The organism is Hominiventricola sp., from assembly GCF_057604405.1.
The window spans coordinates 1-22,816 of sequence record NZ_DBLYVB010000011.1; the positions used below are offsets into that span (position 1 = coordinate 1).

The window sequence follows — 22,816 nt, forward strand, 5'->3', positions numbered from 1 at the left end:
CACTTTGATGCCTCTACACAACAAACAAATATAAAATAGAAATCTGAAAAGGAAAAAGTCATAGTGTCCTTGACAAAGGGTACACTTTATAAAACAGGTGAAATCTCAATCGGAATTTAAGGAGGGATTGCTATGAAAAGGGTATTGGTATTATTTGGGGTATTAATTTGCATGTTGTCATTCGTCGCTTGTGATAAAGCAACTGGCAGTGAAGCACCTGTAACAAGTGGAATAATTACTCGTACAGAGGAAGATAAAATTTATGATTTGACCGAAGAAGAAGTAAAAATAATCGCAGACATTATTGAAAATGGCACCTGGAACACAGAAGGGACTACCGAATGTGCCAATGATTGCAAACTTATAATTGATGAAAGGACATATTATTATCATTCGGAATGTGGAACCTTCAATGATAAAGAGAACAATCAGAACTTACCTGTAACAGCCGAAGAGAAAGAAAGTATAAATGCAATATTAGCTCAATATATAACACTTGGTTTAGAGTAATTCAGACGATTATTTTTCAGGTTGTTTTGTTTAGAAACAGAACGAAAAATTCCAGTTTGTAGAATTCAAAAATTTAATATGAAATGTTAGATAGAGCGTATGGAAATAAACTATGCGTTCTATTTTTTTGTCTTTTTTTGAAAAAGTGATTAAAAAACTATTGACATTTTGTTACTGGAGAAACAGAAAAGCCTATGCCACAAAAGGTAAAGGGAAAAGAAGAAACCTTATAAGAAAATCTGAAGTTTTTTTATTTTTATTCCCAACTTTATTCCCAACATGTTACAATTAGTTCGGTTGGGAATAAAAGTTGGGTAAAGGAAAGCAGAGTATGAAAAAAATAAAAATAGCGGGGATATGCTTGATTGTTTTGATACTTGCAGCATTTGTATCGGTTCCTGTTTACAATAATTACTGTGCATATAATGTAGAGAAAATGTTGTGTGAAACACCTTTGCCAGAACAGACAGAATTGATAGAAGCTATATCACAGACAGGAAAGCTGACGGGGAATGGAAATGGGATGCAATATTTCGGGGCAATTCTAATCAAGAGTGAATTGTCTTTGGAAGAATTGGAAACTTATTATTCAGATTACAGAAGCAACGAGTGGGAATATTTGGTGGAAATTCAAGAAGGGCAGTCCATTAAGGTGATTGAACATAAGGCACTACAATTTTCGGAAGAAATAGAGGACAGCGGTTATTATATTGTATATTCATGGGGAAGTGGAAATTCTCTATTGAAAGAACTGGATATACGTGGACATTAAAATGGATTGGAGATGATACTATTTGGTTCAGCAAGTGGACGATTAGTCCTTATGGAAAGCAAAGATAAGATATCTCAAACAGATTTTGAATTGCACAATGACGGTGGAAGCATCACCAGTAGTTGTTGGAAAGTTACATGGTATGAGGACTATGTAGAAGTAATCCTGTCAGGCGAAGAACAGGATGACAAGATATACGAATTTATGCCACGATATGCGACGAAAAAGAAGAAAACAATCTATCACAGAAAATCGTAGAAAGTGGCGTAAAATCAAGGAAAATCTATATTTTCAAGGAGTTTTTAAGGCATGATAAAAATATTATTTGTTTGCCACGGCAATATTTGCCGCAGCACCATGGCCCAGTACGTCATGCAGTATTTAGTGGACAAGCGTGGTCTGAGTGATTGTTTTTACATCGACTCCGCTGCCACCAGCACGGAGGAGATCGGCAACCGGCCGCACCGGGGCACCCAGGCAAAATTATATGAGGTTGGCATTCCCTGCGGGGATCATCGGGCGGTACAGATGAAGCGTTCCGATTATGAGAAATATGATTACCTGATCGGTATGGACACCTGGAATATACGCAATATGAACCGCATTGCAGGCGGCGATCCGGAGCATAAGATTCACAAACTTCTGGAATTTACGAACCGGGGCGGGGACATTGCGGACCCTTGGTATACGGGTAATTTTGATGAGACATATACGGATGTGATGGAGGGCTGCCAGGCTCTTCTGGAACACATCCTGAAGGAGGATATGGAGTAGTGAAGCTGATACATTGTGCGGATCTGCATCTGGATTCCCGAATGGAATCCGGACTGCCGCCGGAGAAAGCCCGGGAGCGGCGGATGGAGCTTTTGCATACATTTACAAAAATGGTGGACATGGCGGCAGAAGACGGCGTGGAAGCAATTTTACTGTGTGGAGATTTATTTGATGCGGGCAAGGTGTCCGTGCGGGCACGGAACTGTGTGCTGAATGCGATGCGGAAATATCCGCAGATTTATTTTTATTATCTGAAGGGAAATCATGACCGGGAGGATCTGCTTACTGGTGAGAATGAACTGCCGGAAAATCTGCGTATGTTTGGAAATAGCTGGAAGACGTATGAGCAGGATGGCATCTGTATTACCGGAGCGGAACTTTCGGAAGAAAATGTGGGATTGCTTCCACAGACACTGGAGCTGGATGCGGAGAAGGTAAATCTTGTGCTGCTCCATGGAATGGCCAGTGAATACGGCGGAGGAGCGGATGGCATTGCGCTGCGGGATTTCCGGGATAAAGGAATTGATTATCTGGCACTTGGTCATATTCATTCATACCAGCAGGAGCAACTGGATGACAGAGGCATCTGGTGCTATAGTGGCTGTCTGGAAGGGCGAGGATTTGATGAATGTGGTCCGAAGGGATATGTGAAGCTGGAGATTGAGGATGGTCATGTGCAATCAGAATTTGTTCCCTGCGCATGCCGGACACTTCACGAAGTGGAAACAGATCTGACAGACTGCCAGACGGAGCAGAAGATGTTTGCGGCAGCAGAGCAGGCGCTTGCAAAGATTCCGGAAAAGGACCTGGTAAAACTGGTGCTGACGGGAGAGTTACTGCCGGAACTGACTCCAGACGTTGACTGGATGGAAACGAAGCTGAAAGAGGCTTATTATTTTCTGAAAGTAAAGGATCAGACAAGGTTGTTGATCCAGCCGGAGGATTATCAGTATGATGTGTCTCTGAAAGGCGAGTTTGTGCGCCAGGTGATGGTATCTGAACTGTCGGAAGAGGAAAAAGAAGAAATATTGCGGCTGGGACTCCGCGCGTTGAATGGGGAGGAATAGCATGCAGATTAAGAAGATACATATTTCAAATTTTGGAAAGCTGCATGAGATGCAGATGGATTTTTCAGAAGGACTCAATGTGATTAACGGAGAAAATGGCTGGGGCAAATCTACCCTGGCTGCATTTCTGAAAGCCATGCTTTATGGAATGGATGTCACCACGAAGCGGTCTTTGCTGGAAAATGAGCGGCGCAGATATAAGCCATGGCAGGGCGGTGCTTATGGCGGCAGCATGGAATTTGAGGCGAATGGAAAATCTTATCGAATGGAGCGGTTTTTCGGAACGAAGGAACGGGAAGACAAATTTGCTCTTTATGATTTGGCAACAGGGCTTCCAAGTACCGATTATTCGGAACATCTGGGAGATGAGTTATTTCATATTGACCGGGCAGCATGGGAGAGAACCTGCTATCTTGGACAGCTGAATCTGGGTGTGGCGGTCAATGACAGTCTTAATGCAAGACTTACCCATGTGGAAGAAGAGTCCGGTGACATGCAGAATTATGAGCAGGCGGTGCGTTTGCTGGAAGACCGGATGAAATATTTTCGAAAGACTGGCAACCGGGGACAGATTGCGAAGCTTCGGGATGATCAGAGAGCAGTCCGGGAAGATCAGATGATACTTATGAACCGGATGAAAGAACTGGAAAATGAGAGGACAGCTCATATTGAGCAGAAACGTCAGGAACAATTTGCTCATGAAAAAACGGAGCAGCTGGAGAAGACAGGACGGAAGCTGCAGGAACGGAATATTCAAAAAAATGAGCAGGAACAGTATCTACAGTTAAAACAGAGAGCGGATGCGACAGAAGCTGTGCTGCAGAAAGCAAATGTGGCACTGGCACAGTATGAGACCGTTCCGGCTGATGAAACCTTGCTGGATCTTTTGAGAAGCCAGATTTATGAACTGCGGACAACCATAGAAAAACGGGAAGCAGCGGCACAGCAAAAGGAGCGCAGTGAAGCGTCAGTGCGTTCTCAGCAGGAAGTGCTGGAGGAATGTCAGGAGCTGGTGGCAGGAAGAAAGCAGGGACTGGCAGGTGCATTTGGGACAGCTGCAGCAGGTGCAGTTTTTGTGCTGCTGTCTAAGACAGTAGCTAATGCGGAGATCTTTTCCAGTGAGAAAGCATCGATGCTGGCCGGAGCTGCAACGTTGGTATTTGGGGCTTTACTGATCATTGGTTCCTTCTTAAAAGCGCTTCGGGAGACCGGAAAATGGGGCAAACAGGGAAGAGAACTTCATAAGGTAAAGGTTGCACTTGAAAATTATGAGGAACAGGCAGAACAGGATGCAGAAGTTTACGAGGAACTGGACCAGACCATGAAGGAACTTCGGCATCGACTGACCGAAACATTCCAGACATCGGAGGATGCGACGCCGGAAGAACTGGAAGCCTGCTGGCAGCAGGAACGGAAGCGTTCGCAGGAATATCAGCAGCTGAAAGCGGAGTGCGAGAGCCGGAGAAATGCTTCGAGAGATGCGAAGGAAATTTGTCAGTCTTATTTAAATGATCACCCCAAAGCAGCGGAACCGCTGCCGGAGATGGAATTTATTTCCCAGGAAGAGCTGGAGAGACGATTGCAGCAGAACCGGGAAGCAGAAAAAGCAATCCAGCAGGAGACCGGACGAATAGAGAGCCGGATTCGCATGCTGGAAGAGGAAACAGTGAGATTGCCGGAGCTGGAAGAGCAGGATGCAGCGTTGACTGCACAGATTGAAGATGCAGTCCGCACCTGTGACCGTCTGGAACAGACGCTGGGATTCCTGGAGACAGCCAAAAACCAGCTGCTGTCGAGATATCTGGATCGTCTGAAAGAAGGTACGGAAGACTACCTGTCAGAATTAGTGCCGGAGTGGGAACCGTCAGTTGCCATGGATGTCAATCTGAAGATGAAGGTACAGCAGGAAGGAAGCCTTCGGGATACCGAATGTTTCAGCACTGGTTGGCAGGATTTATTCCGGCTGGCGGAACGCTTTGCACTGGTGGATGCCATCTGCGATGCAGATCAGCCGACGGTGGTGCTTGATGATCCTTTTGTGAACCTGGATCCGAAGAAGTATAAGAATGCCAGAAAGATTCTGGAAAAGCTGGGCGAAAAAAGGCAGCTGATCTATTTCAGCTGCCGGGAGTGATTATTTTTTACAAACAATGGGTGATGCCGTCTTGCGTACAGATAGGTCATCAGATGAATGAACGAGGTCAGAATCCAGGAGGTGGCATAGGAAAGATACAATACTTCCTGGGTCGGATGCCAGGCAAATACAGTCTGAAGCCAGATGATCCGGAACAGGCAGGCACCGGAGAGAGCCACCAGCATAGGAGTGATGGCATAGCCGAGACCTCGCATGACGCCCATGATGACTTCCATGACTCCGCAAAGGAAATATGGGGCGCTGATCCAGAATAATCTTGTCTGCCCCGCGGCAATAACAGCCGGGTCAGAGGAATAGATGGACAGGAGAGGCACAGACAGGAGATTGACTCCGCCACCCATGACGATGCCGACGATGGTAACAAGGAAGAGGCAGGAGAAGAGGATCTTATTGATCCGCTCTGCTTTTCCGGCACCGTTGTTCTGGCTTACAAAGCTTACCATGGCCTGATGAACAGCGTTCATGGAGATGTAGACAAAGTTTTCAATGCTGGCAGCCGCACTGCTTCCTGCCATGACTACAGATCCAAAGGAGTTGATGGATGACTGAATCAACACATTGGAGAAGGAAAACAGGGCAGCCTGGATACCTGCAGGAAGACCAATCCGCAGCATACGCTTTAACTGTGTTGGATGAATGTAAAGCTTCCGGATATTTAAGTGGCAGGAACCTTTGGTTTTACAGAGGCAGCCGAGGATCAGAACAGCACTTAAGGTTTCTGATAAAATAGTTGCAAGTGCCACACCGGCTACGTCCATGCGGAACAGAATGACAAAGATCAGGTTTAGGATAATATTCAGCACACCGGCGGCGGACAGAAAGTAAAGCGGCCGCTTGGTGTCACCCATGGCACGCAGGATGGAACTTCCAAAGTTATAAGCCATGTTGGATGGCATGCCGATGAAAATGATCGTCAGGTAAAGGGTTGCTTTTCCGATAACGTCATCGGGTGTACCCATCCATGTCAGAAACGGCCGGGCCGTGAGGACGCCGATGATGACCAATGCGATACCGGAGATCAGGCTGACAGATACGGCAGTGTGGACGTTGTCCTGTGTACCTTGCTCGTCCTGATTTCCAATGGTGCGGGCCACATTGACATTGGCGCCGATGGAAAATCCGATGAACAGATTGGTGAGCAGATTGATAATGGTAGTCGTGGAACCAACGGCTGCCAGCGAAGAACTTCCTGCAAAGCGGCCGACTACAATGACATCGGCGGCATTAAAGAGAAGCTGAAGACAGCTGGACAGCATTAAGGGTAAACTAAATGCAATGACCTTTGGTAAAACTGGGCCATTGCACATATCGATCTTGTACGAATCCTTGGACATTATTGTCCCCTCCATTTTCGGCGATATTCCCGGGCGGTAATCCCCTCCGCTTTCTGGAATACTTTATTAAAGTAACTGTTGTCTTCGATGCCGCAATTTCTGGCGATGGTTTCGATCTGAAGATCGGAGAAACGGAGCATCTCTTTGGCTTTGGTGATACGCAGGGAAGTCAGGTAGTTTCCCATGGTGATACCAAAGCTTTTTTTAAATTCACGTGACATATGATATTTACTAATATAGAACCGGTTGGCAAGTTCGTCAAGGGAGAGTTTTTCTGTATAATGTTCGTCCAGATAGGAACGGATTTCCTGAAGTTTAGAGAGGGTACTGTCGGTATGTCCGTCAGTATCTTTTTCTTTCTGCCAGAGAAGAAGCTGGGTGGTAAGGCGGTGCAGTAGTTCGTTTTCCAGCAACTCCCGGTTGCTGCTGCGGGTTTCTTCCAGTGTCAGAAGCTCTTCTAACAGTAATTGAAATGGCGAGGCATTACCAGGATGGAAAATGGATGATTTCTGATGCCCGGTGAAATACTTCCAGTAACCGTCCATGGCAGTCCCGTTAAAATGTACCCAGAGAAGTTCCCATGGGTCATCCTGACTGCTTTCGTGAAAATAAGGCTGTCGACAGTCGAGAAAGACATGATCACCGCTACGCAGGGCAAAATGAGTGTCCTGGATGCTGACAGTACCGCTGCCTGATAATACAATAAAGAAGAGATAGGATTCCAGATGAGAACGACGGCTGATATGCCGGTCGCGGCTTTTTAAGTGTCCGGCCTCCTGTACATAGAGCAGGCTTTGGCGGGCAAAAGAACTGGGAGTATGAATGTAGCGGCAAGTTTGAATGTGTGGGGAAACACGTTCCATGATAAATCTCCTATAGAGCAATATTTTACTATTATTACGCAAATTTTTGCGTAGATTTCTTGATTTATCTATCTTATACTATAGAACAGTTTTTGTAAAGGAATACTATTTTCAGGAGGAATATATGAGTAAAAAGGCATTAATCACAGGAATTACCGGACAGGACGGCTCTTATCTGGCAGAGTTTCTGCTGGACAAAGGATATGAGGTACACGGCATTGTGCGCCGTTCGTCTCTTGCAAATACCGGAAGAATTGATCATCTGCTGGAGAAGAATGCAGTGAAGCTGCACGACGGAGATCTTTCCGATTCATCCAGTATTATCCGTATTGTTGGTGAGGTACAGCCGGATGAGATCTACAACCTGGCAGCACAGAGCCATGTACAGGTAAGTTTTGACGCACCGGAATATTCCGGAGATGTGGACGCACTGGGCGTGCTTCGTATTCTGGAAGCAGTGAAGATCTGCGGCCTGACCAAGAAAACCAGAGTCTATCAGGCATCTACTTCCGAGCTTTTCGGAAAGGTAGAGGAAGTTCCGCAGCGTGAGACCACCCCGTTCCATCCCTACAGCCCCTACGCAGTGGCAAAACAGTATGGTTTCTGGATTGTCAAGGAGTACAGAGAAGCATACGGTATGTTCGCAGTAAACGGCATTCTCTTTAATCATGAGTCTGAGCGCCGTGGTGAGACCTTCGTTACCAGAAAGATCACACTGGCAGCAGGACGTATTGCATGCGGTCTGCAGGATCACCTGGAGCTGGGAAATATGGACTCTTTAAGAGACTGGGGATATGCAAAAGACTACGTAGAGTGTATGTGGATGATGCTGCAGCATGAGACTCCGGAAGATTTTGTTATCGCTACCGGTGAGCAGCATACGGTTCGTGATTTCACTGAGAAAGCATTCAAGGCAGTCGGCATTGACCTTCGTTGGGAAGGCACCGGCATCGATGAGAAGGGCTATGACAAAGCAACTGGCAAGATGCTGGTATGTGTCAACAAAGCATGGTTCCGTCCGACTGACGTAGACAATCTGTGGGGCGATCCGACCAAGGCGAAGACTGTACTTGGATGGAATCCGCAGAAAACAACTTATGAAGAACTGGTAAAGATCATGGTAGAACATGACCTTGCACGTGCAAAGAGAGAAGCAGCACTGAAAGGAGTAACAAACGCATGATGAACAAAGAAGGAAAAATCTATGTAGCAGGCCACAGAGGAATGGTTGGCTCTGCCATTGTACGTTCTCTGGAGAGAAACGGATATCATAACATTATCACCAGAACCCACAAGGAACTGGATCTGACCCGTCAGGACCAGGTGGAGAAATTCTTTGCAGAGGAGAAGCCGGATTATGTATTGCTGGCAGCTGCAAAAGTAGGCGGCATTGTTGCCAACAGCGAGGCTCTGGCTGATTTCATGTATGACAATATGATTCTGGAAATGAATGTAATCCACGAAGCATGGAAAAATAACTGTAAAAAGCTTCTGTTCCTTGGTTCAAGCTGCATTTATCCGCGTATGGCACCGCAGCCGATGAAGGAGAACTGTCTTCTGACGTCTGAACTGGAGAAGACCAATGAAGCTTATGCTCTGGCAAAGATCAGCGGCCTGAAATACTGCGAGTTTCTGAACCGTCAGTACGGAACCGACTATATCAGCTGTATGCCGACCAACCTGTATGGACCGAATGATAACTATCATCCGACCCACAGCCATGTGCTTCCGGCACTGATCCGCCGTTTTCATGAGGCAAAAGAGCAGGGTCTTACGGAGGTTACCTGTTGGGGTACCGGTTCACCGCTCCGTGAGTTCCTGTATGTAGATGATCTGGCAGACGGCTGTGTATTCCTGATGAATAACTACAGTGGTAATGAGACTGTCAATATGGGTACCGGCAAAGAATTGACCATCAAAGAGCTGACCGAGCTGGTAGCAAAAGTGGTTGGCTACACCGGAGAGATCAAATGGGATCCGACCAAACCGGACGGAACACCGAGAAAGCTTCTCGATGTATCCAAACTGGAGGGCCTTGGCTTCCATTATAAGACTGAACTGGAAGAGGGAATCCGTCTGACTTACGAAGATTTCCTTCATAATCCCATGAGAGCAGAGCGATAGGAGACAGTCCATGAAACGATATGGAGTAATTATGGCCGGAGGCGGGGGAACCCGTTTCTGGCCCTTAAGCCGTCAGGCAATGCCGAAACAAATGCTGAATTTAAGCGGTAAGGACCGGATGATTAATGAGACCATCGATCGTCTGCACGGCACGGTAGAAAAGGAAGATATTTTCATCGTCACCAACGAAAAACAGGCAGACAAAATGCTGGTGTGTGTGGATGGCAGAATTGCGAAAGACCACATTCTGGCCGAGCCGTCTGCGAGAAATACGGCAGCCTGCATCGGTTATGCAGCGATGGAGATCGTGAAAAAATATGGTGATGGTATCATGTGTATCTTCCCGTCCGATCATTTCATAAAAAATGAACCAGAATTTACAAAAATTCTCAATCAGGCTGTTCAGGCGGCAGAGGAGCAGGACAAGCTGATTACGATCGGTATTGCGCCTACCTTCCCGTCTACCGGATATGGTTATATCAAATTTGATAAAAATGAGAATGCGATTGCCCGCAAGGTAGAGGAATTTAAGGAAAAACCAGATTATGAGACGGCAAAGGCCTATGTGGAGAGCGGAAACTATGCCTGGAACAGCGGTATGTTCGTATGGAAAGCATCCACTATTCTGGAAAAATTTGCGGAACTTCTTCCGGATATTTATGCCTGCCTGACGACAATTGGTGATGCCATGAAGACTTCGGATGAAGATCGCGTGATCCAGGAAGTGTATCCGGTAATTCCAAAGATTTCTATTGATTATGGTATTCTGGAGCGTTCTGATGACGTGCTGGTACTGTCCGGTGATTTTGGCTGGAATGATGTGGGCAGCTGGGATATGATGAAGGTCATTTATGACGAGGATGCGGAAGGAAATATCCTGGTGGGAGATCATGTGAATATTGATACGACCAATACCATTTCTTTCTCCAGTGGGAAGATGATCGCGACTATCGGTGTGGATAATCTGGTTGTTGTGGAGACCGAGGATGCGATTCTTGTATGTGACAAGAACCGTGTGCAGGATGTGAAGAAGGTTGTAGATACCTTAAATGAGCAGGGAAGAACGGACCTTCTGTAAACGGGCTTTTGGGAAAGAATTGCATAGGAGAGAAGTATGATGGATTATCAATCAAAATATGAGCAGTGGTGTACAGACCCGATTTTTGATAAGGAAACGAAAGCAGAGCTTCAGGCCATTGCCGGAGATGAGAAAGAAATCGAGGATCGTTTTTATAAGGATCTTTCTTTCGGAACCGGTGGACTTCGAGGCGTGATCGGGGCCGGAACCAATCGGATGAATGTATATACTGTGACAAAAGCAACTCAGGGACTGGCAAATTACATCAAAAAACAGGGCGGAGAAGAGAAAGGTGTAGCGATTGCATTTGATTCCCGCCATATGTCCACCGAGTTTTCTGAGAAAGCAGCTTTGTGTCTTAATGCCAATGGCATCAAAACCTATCGTTTTGAAACTCTGCGTCCGACACCGGAACTTTCTTTTGCATTGAGAGAGCTTGGCTGTATTGCGGGTATTGTGGTAACTGCAAGCCATAATCCGCCGGAATACAATGGATACAAAGTATACTGGGAGGACGGTGCACAGATCACTGCTCCAAAAGATAAAGAAATCATTGCAGAAGTGAATGCGGTGACGGATTTTGCCTCTATTCAGATGATGGATCGGGCAGAAGCAGAAAAGAAGGGACTGTTTCATGTGATCGGTCAGGAGATCGACGACCGCTATATGGAAGAGTTAAAGAAACTGGTATTAAGTCCGGAAGCCATCAAACGTATGGCAGACAGCCTGAAGATTGTTTATACTCCCCTTCATGGTACCGGAAATCTTCCGGTTCGCCGAGTGTTAAAGAAGCTTGGATTTACCCAGGTACAGGTAGTGCCGGAGCAGGAACTTCCGGATGGTGCGTTCCCGACGGTTTCTTATCCGAACCCGGAAGATCCCAATGCCTTTAAGCTGGCTCTGGATCTGGCAGAAAAGACGGATGCAGATCTGGTACTGGCTACGGATCCGGATGCAGACCGCCTTGGCGTCTATGCAAAGGATTCAAAGACGGGCAGTTATATGCCATTTACCGGAAATATGTCCGGTCTGCTCATTGCAGAATATGAACTGAGTGTCCGTAAGGAACAGGGACGTCTGCCAAAAGACGGTGCACTGGTAACCACGATCGTATCTTCCAACATGGCAGAAGCAATTGGAAAAGCATATGATGTGGATGTGATCGAAGTGCTGACCGGATTCAAATATATTGGTGAGCAGATCAAATTCTTTGAGCAGAATCATGAGCATACCTTCCTGTTTGGTTATGAGGAAAGCTATGGCTGCCTGGTAGGAACCCATGCAAGAGATAAAGACGCAGTAGTCGCTGTGATGGCCCTCTGCGAAGCTGCTGCTTATTATAAAGAAAAAGGCCTGACACTCTGGGATCAGATGCTGAAGATCTATGAGAAATATGGCTATTATAAAGAGACACTGGTATCTATCACCATGAAGGGTGTGGATGGAGCAGAGAAGATTCAGAAGATTCTTTCTGATATGCGCGCTAATCCACCGAAAGAGATTGGAACCCACAAAGTGCTGGCTGTCCGTGACTATGACGCTGACACCAGACTTGATATGGAGACCGGCAAGGTGACGGAGACAGGGCTTCCGAAATCAAATGTGCTTTATTACGAACTGGATCGTGATGCATGGTGCTGCGTGCGTCCGTCCGGAACAGAGCCGAAAGTGAAATTTTATATGGGCGTGAAGGAAGACAGCATTGCCCATGCAGAGGCAGCACTGGAAAGCCTGAAAGATGCTATGACAGAGCTGGTGAAATAATCTATCTGCCATTGTGGAGAATGTATTTTTATGAAATGTATTGTATTGGCAGGCGGGAGTGGGGACCGGTTATGGCCCCTCTCCCGCAAAAATTATCCCAAACAGTTTATCCATATTAAGGAAAACCGTTCTTTATTCCAGGAAACCATCGCCCGGAACATCCCGTTCTGTGAAGAATTTTATATTATTACCTCTGATCGCTATGCCAATATTGTGGAAGGCCAGTTACAGGTTTTTCAGGGCCTTCGATATCGGTGTTTCTATGAGGAAGAAGGCAAGAAAACAGCTCCGGCTGTTGCCATTGCCTGCCTTTGCGATAACCGTTCCGAAGATTATCTGGTAGTATCGACAGATCACATTATTGAAGGCGGTGATTATAAAGGTGCCATTGCCAGAGCGAAAAGCTATATTCCACAGGGAAAACTGGTAAGCATCGGCGTGACGGCAGACCGGTTTGAACCGGGATATGGTTATTTCCGGCAGATAAATGGACATACGGAGTTCCATCATAGTGAAGTGTCAGAGCAGATCCCGGAAGGGGAATCCTGGGAATATGATACAGGAATCCTGCTTTTTAACGGTGGTGATTATCTTCATGAGCTTTCCCGTAAAAGTCCCATGCTTTATGCCCAGATCCGGGAATGCGTGGATCGTCTGGATACTTACGGAAGAAATGTGCAGATTCCTAAAACACTGGTGGAAGAGATTGAGCCGGTGAGTATTGGCCGAGCTGTGACAAGTGTATCAGAAAAGGTGCAGCTGCTCACAGGAGAATTTAACTGGCGACGCATTATGACACTGGAGTCTCTGGCAGACTACTATCACGGCGAGGACTCCGGTAAGGTCATCCAGAATGAGTGTGAAAATGTCTCCGTGCTTAACGAGGCATCCCATCAGCTGGTGGTAGCCAACGGACTTTCTGATGTGATCGTCGTCAACACGGCGGATGCAGTCTATATTTCCAGAAAAAATGAGACCGATCAGATCAAAAATATCATACGTGATAACTATGAAGAGCAGCAGGCTTATTTTGATGAAGGCACAGTATACTACACGGCGTGGGGAATCAAGGAAACGCTTCACTATGGTACTTCCTGCAGAGTGAAGAAGATCACCATTTTCCCGGGAAAAGAACTGTCCCGTCATGTGCACAAGTTAAGAACGGAACACTGGACTGTGGTCAGCGGTACGGCTTCCATTTTGTTGGGAGAGGAACTGAAGGAATACGGTCCTGGAGGAAATATTTTCGTTCCCATGGGCACGGCACATCAGATTGCCAACCGTTCTGCAGAGGATCTGGTGATTATCGAGGTCAGTGTGGGCGAGCTGGAGTATGGTCACGGTACGGATCTGACCCGTCTGGCTGGTCAGCCAATGGTGAAAACGGATTGTGATGAACTGGTTCGTCTGGAACCGGCATTCAAGGACAACCTGTGGGGAGGAACCCGCCTGCGCGACGTCTACGGTAAGAAATGCAATTATGATGTGATTGCGGAGAGTTGGGAGTTGTCTACTCATAAGGCAGGTCAGAGCGTAGTTGCCACGGGAAAAAGTAAAGGACTCATGCTGGGCGAATATATTGACCGGTTTGGCCGCGGTATCCTGGGCTGGAAATGTGAACCCTATGAGCGGTTTCCGTTGCTGATCAAGTTTATCGACTCCCATCAGTGCCTGTCCATTCAGGTGCATCCGGGGGATGATTACGCGCTTCAGAAAGAAGACGAATACGGCAAAAATGAACTTTGGTATGTAGTGGACTGCGAGCCGGACTCCTATCTCTACTGTGGATTTTCCAAAGACACAGACGAGGAAGAGGTACGGCAGCGGATCGAGGACGGCACTTTGCCCGAGATTCTGAACAAGATTCCGGTACGGAAGGGTGAGAGTTATTTTATTGAGACGGGAACCGTCCATGCGATCGGACCGGGAGTGCTGATCTGCGAAATCCAGCAAAGTTCTAATGTGACCTACCGTCTGTATGATTATAAACGCCGCGATAAATATGGAGAACTCCGGGAACTTCATGTGGACAAAGCCATGGATGTGGTGAATTTCCATAAGAAGGATATGGAAGCAGCAAAAACCATGGAGTGTAAATATTTCTCCGTGGAACGGTATGATCTGGCTGAAGAGAATTCCTTTAATCTCGATGATTCCAGCTTCCGGGCTTTCGTGGTGCTGGAAGGGACCGGTACGATCCGGTGCGGAGAAGAAGAGATTCCTTACCGCCCCGCAGACTGCTTCTTCGTCCCGGCCGGAAAGAAGACGGTGGCGTTTGAAGGCAGTGGTATCGTGCTGAAGGTACAGGTGTAAAGCGATATATTCTGAAGAATTCTGAAAGTGATTCGACCCATATTGACAAAGAATCCGCCCGTTTCCTATAATGTGACTAAGGAGAAGTTCCGGTTGAATAAGAGCTTCTCCTTTAGTAACTGGAAAGAGCAGGAGAGACAATCGTGGTATTTTCAAGCTTTACATTTTTATTCCGCTTTTTACCTTGTTTTTTGGTGGTATATATGGTATGCCCTGCAAAATGGAAAAACCTGGTGTTGTTTGCAGGCAGCCTTGCATTTTACTTTTACGGAGTAAGAAAGACTCCGGTGTATCTGATTTTATTTCTTATATCTTTGCTTCTCAACTGGTATCTGGGTGCCTGGATGGTCCAGGCAGCAGATGAGAAACACCGAAAGCAGCGGCTCTTTGCCGGTGTTCTTTTTAACTTGTGTCCCCTGATGGTATTTAAATATAGTGGATTCTTTACCGGGCGTGGGCTGCTTCTTCCCCTGGGAATCAGTTTTTATACTTTCCAGATGATTGGATGGCTGGTTGATCTCTATCGAAGAGAAATCCGGGTATTTCCTTCGTTCCTTCATTTTGGAACATGGGCATCCATGTGGCCGCATATGAGCTCCGGGCCGATTCTTCGATGGAAGGATACGGAAACAGATCTGGGGGCGCGGCGGGTAACAGTCTCAGATGTGGAGGAAGCCTTACGGGAGCTGACCATCGGGCTTGCCATGAAGGTGCTGCTGGCCAACCAGCTGTCCGGTCTGTGGCAGAAAGTGGGAACGATCGGTTACGAAAGCATCTCCACACCCTTTGCCTGGCTGGGATTGATCGCATTTACATTTCAGATTTATTTTGATTTCTATGGCTATTCTCTCATGGCAGTGGGACTTGGAAGGCTGCTTGGCTTCCATCTGCCGGAAAACTTTCATTATCCCTATATGGCGTGTTCGATGACGGAGTTCTGGCGCAGATGGCACATGACCCTGGGAAGCTGGTTCCGGGATTACGTCTATATCCCGCTGGGAGGAAGCAGATGCTCCCGTTGGAAACTGTTAAGAAACCTTCTGGTCGTATGGCTGCTCACGGGTATCTGGCATGGGGCAGGATGGAATTTCCTTTTGTGGGGCGGCTGTCTGTTTGTTATGATTGCGGCAGAAAAATTTCTTTATTTAAAAATATTGAATCGGTATCCATGGTTGGGACATCTTTATATGATGATATTGATTCCGCTGTCCTGGCTGCCTTTTGCAGTGGCAGAAATTCGGAATATCGTAGTGTATCTGGAACGATTGTTCCCGTTTTTTAATGTACCGGGTGCTTACACCTGGTACGCCGGGGATTATTTGAAATATGGTCAGATGTATGTGTGGCCATTGCTGGCAGGACTTATTTTCATAACACCATGGCCGCGGAAAATCTATGAAAAATACAAAGGGAGCCTGATTTCAGCAGTGGTATTGCTGATGCTGTTCTGGTTCAGCATTTACTGCATCCATATGGGACAGGATGATCCTTTTTTGTACTTCTCATTTTAGGGGATAGGGATGAAAAAACGAAACTGGTATACCATTCTTTTGCTGGTCAGTCTGTTGTTGGCAGCGGGATGGAAAATGGATATGCGTGTACAGAAATGGCAGCATGATCGGAACACGGTCGATGAGGCAGAGAATACGGTTGATGAATTTTCGCCGCAGACGACGGAAGAAAATATCACGAGTCAGGAGCCTGCTGAATCAGAAGAAGAGCCGCAGGAGGAAGAAACAGAACCTGACAACCCCTCCTTCCCGGAGATTGATAATTCCTTTGATGATGTCTTATTTATCGGAGATTCCAGGACAGATGGTCTTTCGGAATATGGGCATCTGGGAAATGCGGATGTATTTGCCGATTCCGGGTTGAGTGCCTACACGGCCATGACGAAGAAGCTGCGGGTGGCGGGAGAGGATGAAACTCAATATACGCTGGAGGAGCTTCTAAGCAAGCGGCAGTATAAACTCATTCTGGTGATGTTGGGGATCAATGAACTGGGTTATGACCGGCAGGCAGCCATCCGGAAATACGGAGAGCTGGTGAATCAGATCCAGAAGCTTCAGCCGGATGCCTGTCTGGTGTTGGAGGCCAACCTTCATATGACAGAAGAAAAATCTGAAGGCGATGCTATTTTCAATAATGAAAATATTAACGAGATGAATGATGCCATTCATCAGCTTGCGGAAGAAAAAAATCTGGGATGGCTGGATGTCAATGAGCTGTTTGATGATGAAAATGGAAATCTGAATGCAGATCTCTCTGCGGACGGGGCGCATGTACTTGGAAAGTATTATGCAGACTGGTCAGACTGGATTTTACAGAAATTGCAGCAACAGGATGTAAAATAATCGGAAAAAGTGTTATAATAGAGCTATCTTACGGGAGAATATAAAGGAGGAAGATTCGATATGATGTTGGAAGAGACAATCAGAATTTTAAGCATGCAGGAAGAGATTCTTCAGTTTCCGCACTTTACCAATAAAGATGCATGGGAACTGGGAAGCTATATGGTATCCGAGGCAGCACATAACGGCCTTCCGGTAGTCATCAGTATCCGTCTGAACAATGGATATACCCTGTTCCAGTATGGATTCAAAGGAACCAATTATTGTAATGAAATCTGGATGAAGAGAAAACACAATACTGTCCGGACCATGGAGATGAGCAGCCTTCGTCTGTATATGGATTTGAAGATGAATCAGGAAGAGCTGAAGGACCGTGGATTGAATGATGAGGAATATGTGGCATGCGGCGGTGGATTCCCCATTCGTGTGGCGGGAGCGGGCGTGATCGGAAGTATTATCGTATCCGGTCTTGACCATATGGCAGACCATGAATTTGCAGTGGCATGTATCAGCAAATATTTAAGAGTGGATGAAATCCCACGTTTGCCGGTACATTTCTGAAATTAACTAAAAAATACATAAAGAACTTGCCAAAAATTAGAAAATTATGTACAATATTCCCATAAGCTGACGGCAGGGGGAGTTTCAACAAAAGGTTGAAACAGATGCCGGAAAAAAGGGGGACTCAGGTATGGAAGATCGCATGTTCAAAATTTACTCGCCGGGTGACAGCAAGGTTGTCATGAAAGTCATTCCGGGACACTTTGTAACTTCTCATTCCCATATTACCCATTATGTGGATATGACTACACTGCGGGCAAGACAGAATGAGGCAGAAGCAGCTGCAAGACTTCTGGCATCCAGATATGCGCATAATACGATTGTGGATACCATCATCTGCTTGAATGGCTGTGAAGTGATTGGTGCATATCTTGCACAGGAACTGACCAAATCCGGAATCATGTGTATGAATGCACATGGTACGATCTATATCACCTCTCCGGAGCAGGATATTAACGGTCAGATGATCTTCCGTGACAATGCGAAAATCATGGTGGAAGGTAAGAATGTGCTGATTCTTTCCACGTCTATTACTACAGGTGTGACACTGGACAAAGCAATTGACAGTGTAGAATATTATGGTGGTAAAGTACAGGGGATTGCATCCGTTTTCAGCTTTATCAGTAAGGCAAGAGGGATTGAAGTGAACAGTATCTTCGATGCCAAAGATTTAAAGGGATATGCATCCTACGATGCCAAAGTTTGCCCCATGTGTAAGGCGAAACAGAAGATTGACGCTATCGTCAATGGATATGGTTATAGCCGGATGTAAAATAATTTTATAAAAATGAGGGGGAAGGACTTGTCAACTTCCTCCTTTTTGTGTATAATATCGATAATTTGGGTATTTTTAAGACAGGAAAGGACAAAGGTGAAAAGATGAAAGCATTTCTTATTCTGGAAGATGGCCATGTCTTTACAGGCAGAAGCATCGGTTCCACCAGGGAAGCGGTCAGTGAGATCGTCTTCAACACATCCATGACAGGATATCTGGAAGTTCTGACAGATCCCTCTTATGCAGGACAGGCAGTCGTTATGACTTATCCGTTAATCGGAAATTATGGAATCTGTTATGAGGATATGGAGTCGGAAAGGCCGTGGGTAGACGGATTTATTGTTCGTGAACTTTCCAGAATGCCGAGTAATTTTCGTTGCGAGGATACGATTCAGAATTTTCTTGAGAAAAATGATATTCCGGGTATTTGCGGAATTGACACCCGTGCCCTTACCAAGATCCTTCGTGAGTCTGGCACAATGAATGGTATGATTACTACCAATGAAAATTATGATATGGATGAAGTGATGAAGAAGCTGAAAGCTTATTCTACGGGAGATGAAGTGTCGAAAGTCACTTGCCGTGAAAAATCCGTTCTTCCTGGTGATGGATATAAAGTAGCGCTTCTGGATCTGGGTGCGAAGAGAAATATTGCGCGTTCCCTGAATGAGAGAGGATGCGAGGTCACGATTTATCCGTCCTTCACAACAGCGGAAGAGATCATTGCTTCCAATCCGGATGGTATTATGCTTTCCAATGGACCTGGAGATCCGAAAGCCTGTGCACAGGTAATTAAAGAGATTCGTAAACTTTATGAGACAGATATTCCCATTTTTGCAATCTGTCTGGGACATCAGCTGATGGCTCTTGCAACTGGTGCAGATACATTCAAATTAAAATATGGACACCGTGGTGGAAATCATCCGGTAAAAGATATGGAAACAGGGCGTGTGTATATTTCTTCCCAGAACCACGGTTATGCCGTAAATCCGGAGAGCCTGGATCCGAAAGTTGCCGTACCGGCATTTACCAATGTTAACGACGGAACCAACGAGGGACTGAAATATGTGGGCAAGAACATCTTTACGGTACAGTATCATCCGGAAGCATGCCCGGGACCGCAGGATTCCAGCTACCTGTTTGACAGATTTCTGAAGATGATGGAGGAGAAGAAGAATGCCTAAGAATCCGGATATTAAAAAAGTACTGGTAATCGGTTCCGGTCCTATCGTAATCGGACAGGCTGCCGAGTTTGACTATGCAGGAACACAGGCCTGCCGTTCTCTGAAGGAAGAGGGACTGGAAGTTGTACTTCTGAACTCCAACCCGGCTACCATCATGACTGATAAGGACATTGCAGACCGTGTATACATTGAGCCGCTGACGGCTGATGTAGTAGAACAGCTCATTTTAAAGGAAAAACCGGACAGTGTACTGCCGACCCTTGGCGGACAGGCAGGACTGAACCTGGCTATGGAGCTGGATGAGAGAGGATTCTTCGAGAAGACCGGTGTAAAACTCATCGGAACCACTTCCCAGACCATTAAGAAGGCAGAAGACCGTCTGGAGTTCAAGGCAACCATGGAGAAGATCGGTGAGCCGGTAGCTCCGTCTCTGGTTGTTGAGAACCTGGAAGATGGTATTGCATTCTCCAATAAGATCGGTTATCCGGTTGTTCTTCGTCCGGCATATACCCTGGGCGGAAGCGGCGGCGGTATCGCTCACAATCAGGAAGAACTGGAGGAGATTCTTGCAAATGGTCTTCGTCTTTCCCGTGTAGGACAGGTTCTGGTAGAGCGCTGCATCGCAGGATGGAAGGAGATCGAGTACGAGGTAATGCGTGACGGCGCGGGCAATGTAATTACCGTCTGCAACATGGAAAATATTGATCCGGTCGGCGTTCATACCGGTGACAGTATTGTAGTAGCTCCGTCCCAGACCCTTGGAGATAAAGAGTACCAGATGCTCCGTACTTCTGCGCTGAATATTATCAGTGAGTTAAAGATTACGGGAGGATGTAACGTACAGTTTGCACTTCATCCGGAAAGCTTCGAGTACTGTGTTATCGAGGTAAATCCGCGTGTAAGCCGTTCTTCTGCACTGGCTTCCAAAGCAACCGGATATCCGATTGCAAAGGTAGCTGCAAAGATCGCCATTGGTTATACGCTGGATGAGATTAAAAATGCCATTACCGGACAGACCATGGCAAGCTTCGAGCCGATGCTGGACTATTGCGTTGTCAAGATGCCGCGTCTTCCGTTTGATAAATTCATCAGTGCAAAGAGAACCCTGACCACACAGATGAAGGCAACCGGTGAGGTTATGAGTATCTGTGATAATTTCGAGGGCGGCCTTATGAAAGCCATCCGTTCTCTGGAGCAGCATGTAGACAGCCTTATGTCCTACGATTTCAGCCATCTGGATAAAGCAGGACTTCTGGAGCAGCTGGAAGTGGTAGATGACCGCAGAATCTGGGTTATCGCAGAAGCACTTCGTCAGGGAGTTTCCTATGACGAGATTCATGACATTACGAAGATTGATAAATGGTTCATCGACAAGATTGCTATTCTGGTAGAGATGGAGCAGGCTCTGAAGACGCAGGAACTGACGGTAGATCTCTTAAGAGAAGCAAAGAGAATCGAGTTCCCGGATAACGTGATCGCAAATCTGACCGGAAAATCCGAGGAAGAGATCAAGAAGATGCGTTACGACAATGGTATCGTAGCAGCATTCAAGATGGTAGATACCTGTGCAGCAGAGTTCGAAGCATCCACGCCATATTACTATTCTGTATATGGAAGTGAAAATGAAGCCATTGAGACCAATGATCGTAAGAAGGTGCTGGTACTTGGCTCTGGCCCGATCCGTATCGGTCAGGGTATCGAGTTCGACTTCTGCTCCGTACATTGTACCTGGGCATTTTCCAAAGAAGGTTATGAGACCATTATCATTAATAACAATCCGGAGACCGTAAGTACGGACTTCGATATTGCAGATAAACTGTATTTTGAACCGCTGACTCCGGAAGATGTGGAGAGCGTGGTTCGCCTGGAAAAACCGGACGGAGCTGTGGTACAGTTCGGTGGACAGACTGCCATCAAACTGACAGAGGCTCTTATGAAGATGGGTGTGCCGATCCTTGGAACTTCCGCAGAAAATGTAGATGCAGCTGAGGACAGAGAGCTCTTCGACGAGATTCTGGAACAGTGCCAGATCCCGAGACCGAAGGGAGGCACCGTATACACGGCAGAGGAAGCAAAAGAAGTAGCAAACAGACTGGGATATCCGGTACTGGTTCGTCCTTCTTACGTACTTGGCGGACAGGGTATGCAGATTGCCATCAATGATGAGGATGTAGAAGAATTCATCGGTATCATCAACCGGATTGCACAGGATCATCCGATTCTGGTTGATAAATACCTGCAGGGTAAAGAGATCGAGGTCGATGCGGTATGCGACGGTGAGGATATCCTGATTCCGGGTATCATGGAGCATATTGAGCGTGCGGGTATCCATTCCGGAGACAGTATTTCCGTATATCCGGCAAAGAGCATCAGTCAGAAAGTAAAAGATACCATCGAAGAGTACACCAAACGCCTGGCACGTTCCCTGCATGTTATCGGACTGATCAACATTCAGTTCATCGCTGTAGGCGAGGATGTATATGTCATCGAGGTAAATCCCCGTTCCAGCCGTACGGTACCGTACATCAGCAAGGTAACTGGTATTCCGATTGTGCCGCTGGCAACTAAAGTGATCCTTGGATATAAGATCAAGGATCTGGGGTACACACCGGGACTTCAGAAAGAAGCAGATTACTTTGCAGTGAAGATGCCGGTATTCTCCTTCGAGAAGATCCGTGACGCTGATATCAGCCTTGGACCGGAGATGAAATCCACTGGTGAGTGTCTGGGTATCGCAAAGACCTTTAACGAAGCACTTTACAAGGCATTTCTGGGTGCGGGAATCTGCCTGCCGAAATACAAGAACATGATCATGACTGTCCGTGATGAGGACAAGGCAGAGGCTGTGGAGATTGCCAAGAGATTCGAAGCTCTGGGTTACAATATCTACGCAACCAAGGGAACTGCCCGTGCACTTATGGATGCAGATGTACAGGTTCGTCTGACCAGAAAGGTAGAGCAGGAGTCTCCGAATATCCTGGATCTGATTCTTGGTCATGAGATTGATCTGGTTATCGACACACCGTCCCAGGGCGTTGAGCACAGCCATGACGGATTTGTTATCAGAAGACATGCCATCGAGACCGGTGTCAATGTTCTGACAGCGATTGACACAGCAAAAGCACTGGTTACCTCTCTGGAAGATACGGACCACAAGAATCTGACGTTGATTGATATTGCAAAAATCTAAT

Annotated in this window: 18 protein-coding genes; 16 read left to right on the plus strand and 2 right to left on the minus strand. The window is 46.5% G+C overall.

What is annotated here, in order from left to right; all coding sequences use genetic code 11:
* The first annotated feature begins 132 nt into the window (after nucleotides 1–132).
* From ACZMB2_RS08240 to ACZMB2_RS08260, 5 genes are all read left to right on the plus strand, one after another.
* The gene (locus ACZMB2_RS08240; RefSeq protein WP_118627653.1) at nucleotides 133–510 is read left to right on the plus strand and encodes a hypothetical protein; all 378 of its coding nucleotides are present in this window, start codon (nucleotides 133–135) and stop codon (nucleotides 508–510) included.
* Between the two features lie 331 nt (nucleotides 511–841).
* Nucleotides 842–1,282 carry a hypothetical protein gene (locus tag ACZMB2_RS08245; RefSeq protein WP_487596359.1) on the plus strand — a complete coding sequence of 147 codons (441 nt, stop codon included), beginning with the start codon at nucleotides 842–844 and terminating at the stop codon, nucleotides 1,280–1,282.
* Between the two features lie 309 nt (nucleotides 1,283–1,591).
* Entirely contained in the window at nucleotides 1,592–2,056 is a 465-nt protein-coding gene (locus ACZMB2_RS08250) for a low molecular weight protein-tyrosine-phosphatase (RefSeq protein ID WP_487596360.1), read from the plus strand.
* Nucleotides 2,056–3,123, plus strand: coding sequence for a metallophosphoesterase family protein (locus ACZMB2_RS08255; RefSeq protein WP_487596361.1), 1,068 nt, complete (start codon nucleotides 2,056–2,058; stop codon nucleotides 3,121–3,123). The genes ACZMB2_RS08250 and ACZMB2_RS08255 overlap by 1 nt, the downstream gene beginning before the upstream one ends.
* Nucleotide 3,124: 1 nt before the next feature.
* Nucleotides 3,125–5,257 (plus strand): ATP-binding protein, encoded by a 2,133-nt coding sequence (locus ACZMB2_RS08260; RefSeq protein ID WP_487596362.1) that lies wholly within the window; start codon nucleotides 3,125–3,127, stop codon nucleotides 5,255–5,257.
* Here ACZMB2_RS08260 and ACZMB2_RS08265 read toward each other — a convergent pair.
* Nucleotides 5,236–6,612, minus strand: a complete 1,377-nt coding sequence (locus ACZMB2_RS08265) for an MATE family efflux transporter (RefSeq protein ID WP_487596363.1) — start codon at nucleotides 6,610–6,612, stop codon at nucleotides 5,236–5,238. The two genes, ACZMB2_RS08260 and ACZMB2_RS08265, sit on opposite strands and share 22 nt — an antisense overlap.
* Nucleotides 6,612–7,475 carry a helix-turn-helix domain-containing protein gene (locus ACZMB2_RS08270; protein WP_487596364.1) on the minus strand — a complete coding sequence of 288 codons (864 nt, stop codon included), beginning with the start codon at nucleotides 7,473–7,475 and terminating at the stop codon, nucleotides 6,612–6,614. The genes ACZMB2_RS08265 and ACZMB2_RS08270 overlap by 1 nt, the downstream gene beginning before the upstream one ends.
* A 124-nt stretch (nucleotides 7,476–7,599) precedes the next feature.
* Here ACZMB2_RS08270 and gmd point away from each other — a divergent pair, with 124 nt between their 5' ends.
* From gmd to carB, 11 genes are all read left to right on the plus strand, one after another.
* Complete coding sequence (gene gmd / locus ACZMB2_RS08275) at nucleotides 7,600–8,658, plus strand: GDP-mannose 4,6-dehydratase (RefSeq protein WP_487596365.1); 1,059 nt, start codon at nucleotides 7,600–7,602, stop codon at nucleotides 8,656–8,658.
* On the plus strand, nucleotides 8,658–9,599 hold the full coding sequence (locus ACZMB2_RS08280) for a GDP-L-fucose synthase family protein (protein WP_487596421.1): 942 nt from the start codon (nucleotides 8,658–8,660) through the stop codon (nucleotides 9,597–9,599). Before gmd ends, ACZMB2_RS08280 begins: the two co-directional genes overlap by 1 nt.
* Before the next feature lie 10 nt (nucleotides 9,600–9,609).
* On the plus strand, nucleotides 9,610–10,677 hold the full coding sequence (locus tag ACZMB2_RS08285; protein ID WP_487596366.1) for a mannose-1-phosphate guanylyltransferase: 1,068 nt from the start codon (nucleotides 9,610–9,612) through the stop codon (nucleotides 10,675–10,677).
* Nucleotides 10,678–10,716: 39 nt separating this feature from the next.
* Nucleotides 10,717–12,441, plus strand: a complete 1,725-nt coding sequence (locus tag ACZMB2_RS08290) for a phospho-sugar mutase (protein WP_487596422.1) — start codon at nucleotides 10,717–10,719, stop codon at nucleotides 12,439–12,441.
* A 30-nt stretch (nucleotides 12,442–12,471) separates the two neighbouring features.
* Nucleotides 12,472–14,754 (plus strand): type I phosphomannose isomerase catalytic subunit, encoded by a 2,283-nt coding sequence (locus tag ACZMB2_RS08295; protein ID WP_487596367.1) that lies wholly within the window; start codon nucleotides 12,472–12,474, stop codon nucleotides 14,752–14,754.
* A gap of 203 nt (nucleotides 14,755–14,957) precedes the next feature.
* The gene (locus ACZMB2_RS08300) at nucleotides 14,958–16,265 is read left to right on the plus strand and encodes an MBOAT family O-acyltransferase (protein WP_487596368.1); all 1,308 of its coding nucleotides are present in this window, start codon (nucleotides 14,958–14,960) and stop codon (nucleotides 16,263–16,265) included.
* A gap of 9 nt (nucleotides 16,266–16,274) precedes the next feature.
* On the plus strand, nucleotides 16,275–17,108 hold the full coding sequence (locus ACZMB2_RS08305) for a GDSL-type esterase/lipase family protein (RefSeq protein WP_487596369.1): 834 nt from the start codon (nucleotides 16,275–16,277) through the stop codon (nucleotides 17,106–17,108).
* A gap of 60 nt (nucleotides 17,109–17,168) precedes the next feature.
* Nucleotides 17,169–17,666, plus strand: a complete 498-nt coding sequence (locus ACZMB2_RS08310; RefSeq protein WP_487596370.1) for a heme-degrading domain-containing protein — start codon at nucleotides 17,169–17,171, stop codon at nucleotides 17,664–17,666.
* Nucleotides 17,667–17,796: 130 nt separating this feature from the next.
* Complete coding sequence (locus ACZMB2_RS08315; RefSeq protein ID WP_487596371.1) at nucleotides 17,797–18,438, plus strand: phosphoribosyltransferase family protein; 642 nt, start codon at nucleotides 17,797–17,799, stop codon at nucleotides 18,436–18,438.
* Between the two features lie 107 nt (nucleotides 18,439–18,545).
* Nucleotides 18,546–19,625 (plus strand): carbamoyl phosphate synthase small subunit, encoded by a 1,080-nt coding sequence (locus tag ACZMB2_RS08320; RefSeq protein WP_487596372.1) that lies wholly within the window; start codon nucleotides 18,546–18,548, stop codon nucleotides 19,623–19,625.
* On the plus strand, nucleotides 19,618–22,815 hold the full coding sequence (gene carB / locus ACZMB2_RS08325; RefSeq protein ID WP_487596373.1) for a carbamoyl-phosphate synthase large subunit: 3,198 nt from the start codon (nucleotides 19,618–19,620) through the stop codon (nucleotides 22,813–22,815). Before ACZMB2_RS08320 ends, carB begins: the two co-directional genes overlap by 8 nt.
* The last annotated feature ends 1 nt before the right edge of the window (nucleotide 22,816 follow it).

What these genes read in the sequence shown, in the direction of transcription:
- ACZMB2_RS08265 (WP_487596363.1), bottom strand. Translation starts at nt 6,612, where the DNA reads ATGTCCAAGGATTCGTACAAGATCGATATGTGCAATGGCCCAGTTTTA.
- ACZMB2_RS08290 (WP_487596422.1), top strand. Translation starts at nt 10,717, where the DNA reads ATGGATTATCAATCAAAATATGAGCAGTGGTGTACAGACCCGATTTTT.
- gmd (WP_487596365.1), top strand. Translation starts at nt 7,600, where the DNA reads ATGAGTAAAAAGGCATTAATCACAGGAATTACCGGACAGGACGGCTCT.
- ACZMB2_RS08280 (WP_487596421.1), top strand. Translation starts at nt 8,658, where the DNA reads ATGAACAAAGAAGGAAAAATCTATGTAGCAGGCCACAGAGGAATGGTT.
- ACZMB2_RS08240 (WP_118627653.1), top strand. Translation starts at nt 133, where the DNA reads ATGAAAAGGGTATTGGTATTATTTGGGGTATTAATTTGCATGTTGTCA.
- ACZMB2_RS08270 (WP_487596364.1), bottom strand. Translation starts at nt 7,475, where the DNA reads ATGGAACGTGTTTCCCCACACATTCAAACTTGCCGCTACATTCATACT.
- ACZMB2_RS08315 (WP_487596371.1), top strand. Translation starts at nt 17,797, where the DNA reads ATGGAAGATCGCATGTTCAAAATTTACTCGCCGGGTGACAGCAAGGTT.
- ACZMB2_RS08320 (WP_487596372.1), top strand. Translation starts at nt 18,546, where the DNA reads ATGAAAGCATTTCTTATTCTGGAAGATGGCCATGTCTTTACAGGCAGA.
- ACZMB2_RS08300 (WP_487596368.1), top strand. Translation starts at nt 14,958, where the DNA reads ATGGTATGCCCTGCAAAATGGAAAAACCTGGTGTTGTTTGCAGGCAGC.
- ACZMB2_RS08250 (WP_487596360.1), top strand. Translation starts at nt 1,592, where the DNA reads ATGATAAAAATATTATTTGTTTGCCACGGCAATATTTGCCGCAGCACC.
- ACZMB2_RS08285 (WP_487596366.1), top strand. Translation starts at nt 9,610, where the DNA reads ATGAAACGATATGGAGTAATTATGGCCGGAGGCGGGGGAACCCGTTTC.
- carB (WP_487596373.1), top strand. Translation starts at nt 19,618, where the DNA reads ATGCCTAAGAATCCGGATATTAAAAAAGTACTGGTAATCGGTTCCGGT.
- ACZMB2_RS08245 (WP_487596359.1), top strand. Translation starts at nt 842, where the DNA reads ATGAAAAAAATAAAAATAGCGGGGATATGCTTGATTGTTTTGATACTT.
- ACZMB2_RS08305 (WP_487596369.1), top strand. Translation starts at nt 16,275, where the DNA reads ATGAAAAAACGAAACTGGTATACCATTCTTTTGCTGGTCAGTCTGTTG.
- ACZMB2_RS08260 (WP_487596362.1), top strand. Translation starts at nt 3,125, where the DNA reads ATGCAGATTAAGAAGATACATATTTCAAATTTTGGAAAGCTGCATGAG.
- ACZMB2_RS08295 (WP_487596367.1), top strand. Translation starts at nt 12,472, where the DNA reads ATGAAATGTATTGTATTGGCAGGCGGGAGTGGGGACCGGTTATGGCCC.
- ACZMB2_RS08310 (WP_487596370.1), top strand. Translation starts at nt 17,169, where the DNA reads ATGATGTTGGAAGAGACAATCAGAATTTTAAGCATGCAGGAAGAGATT.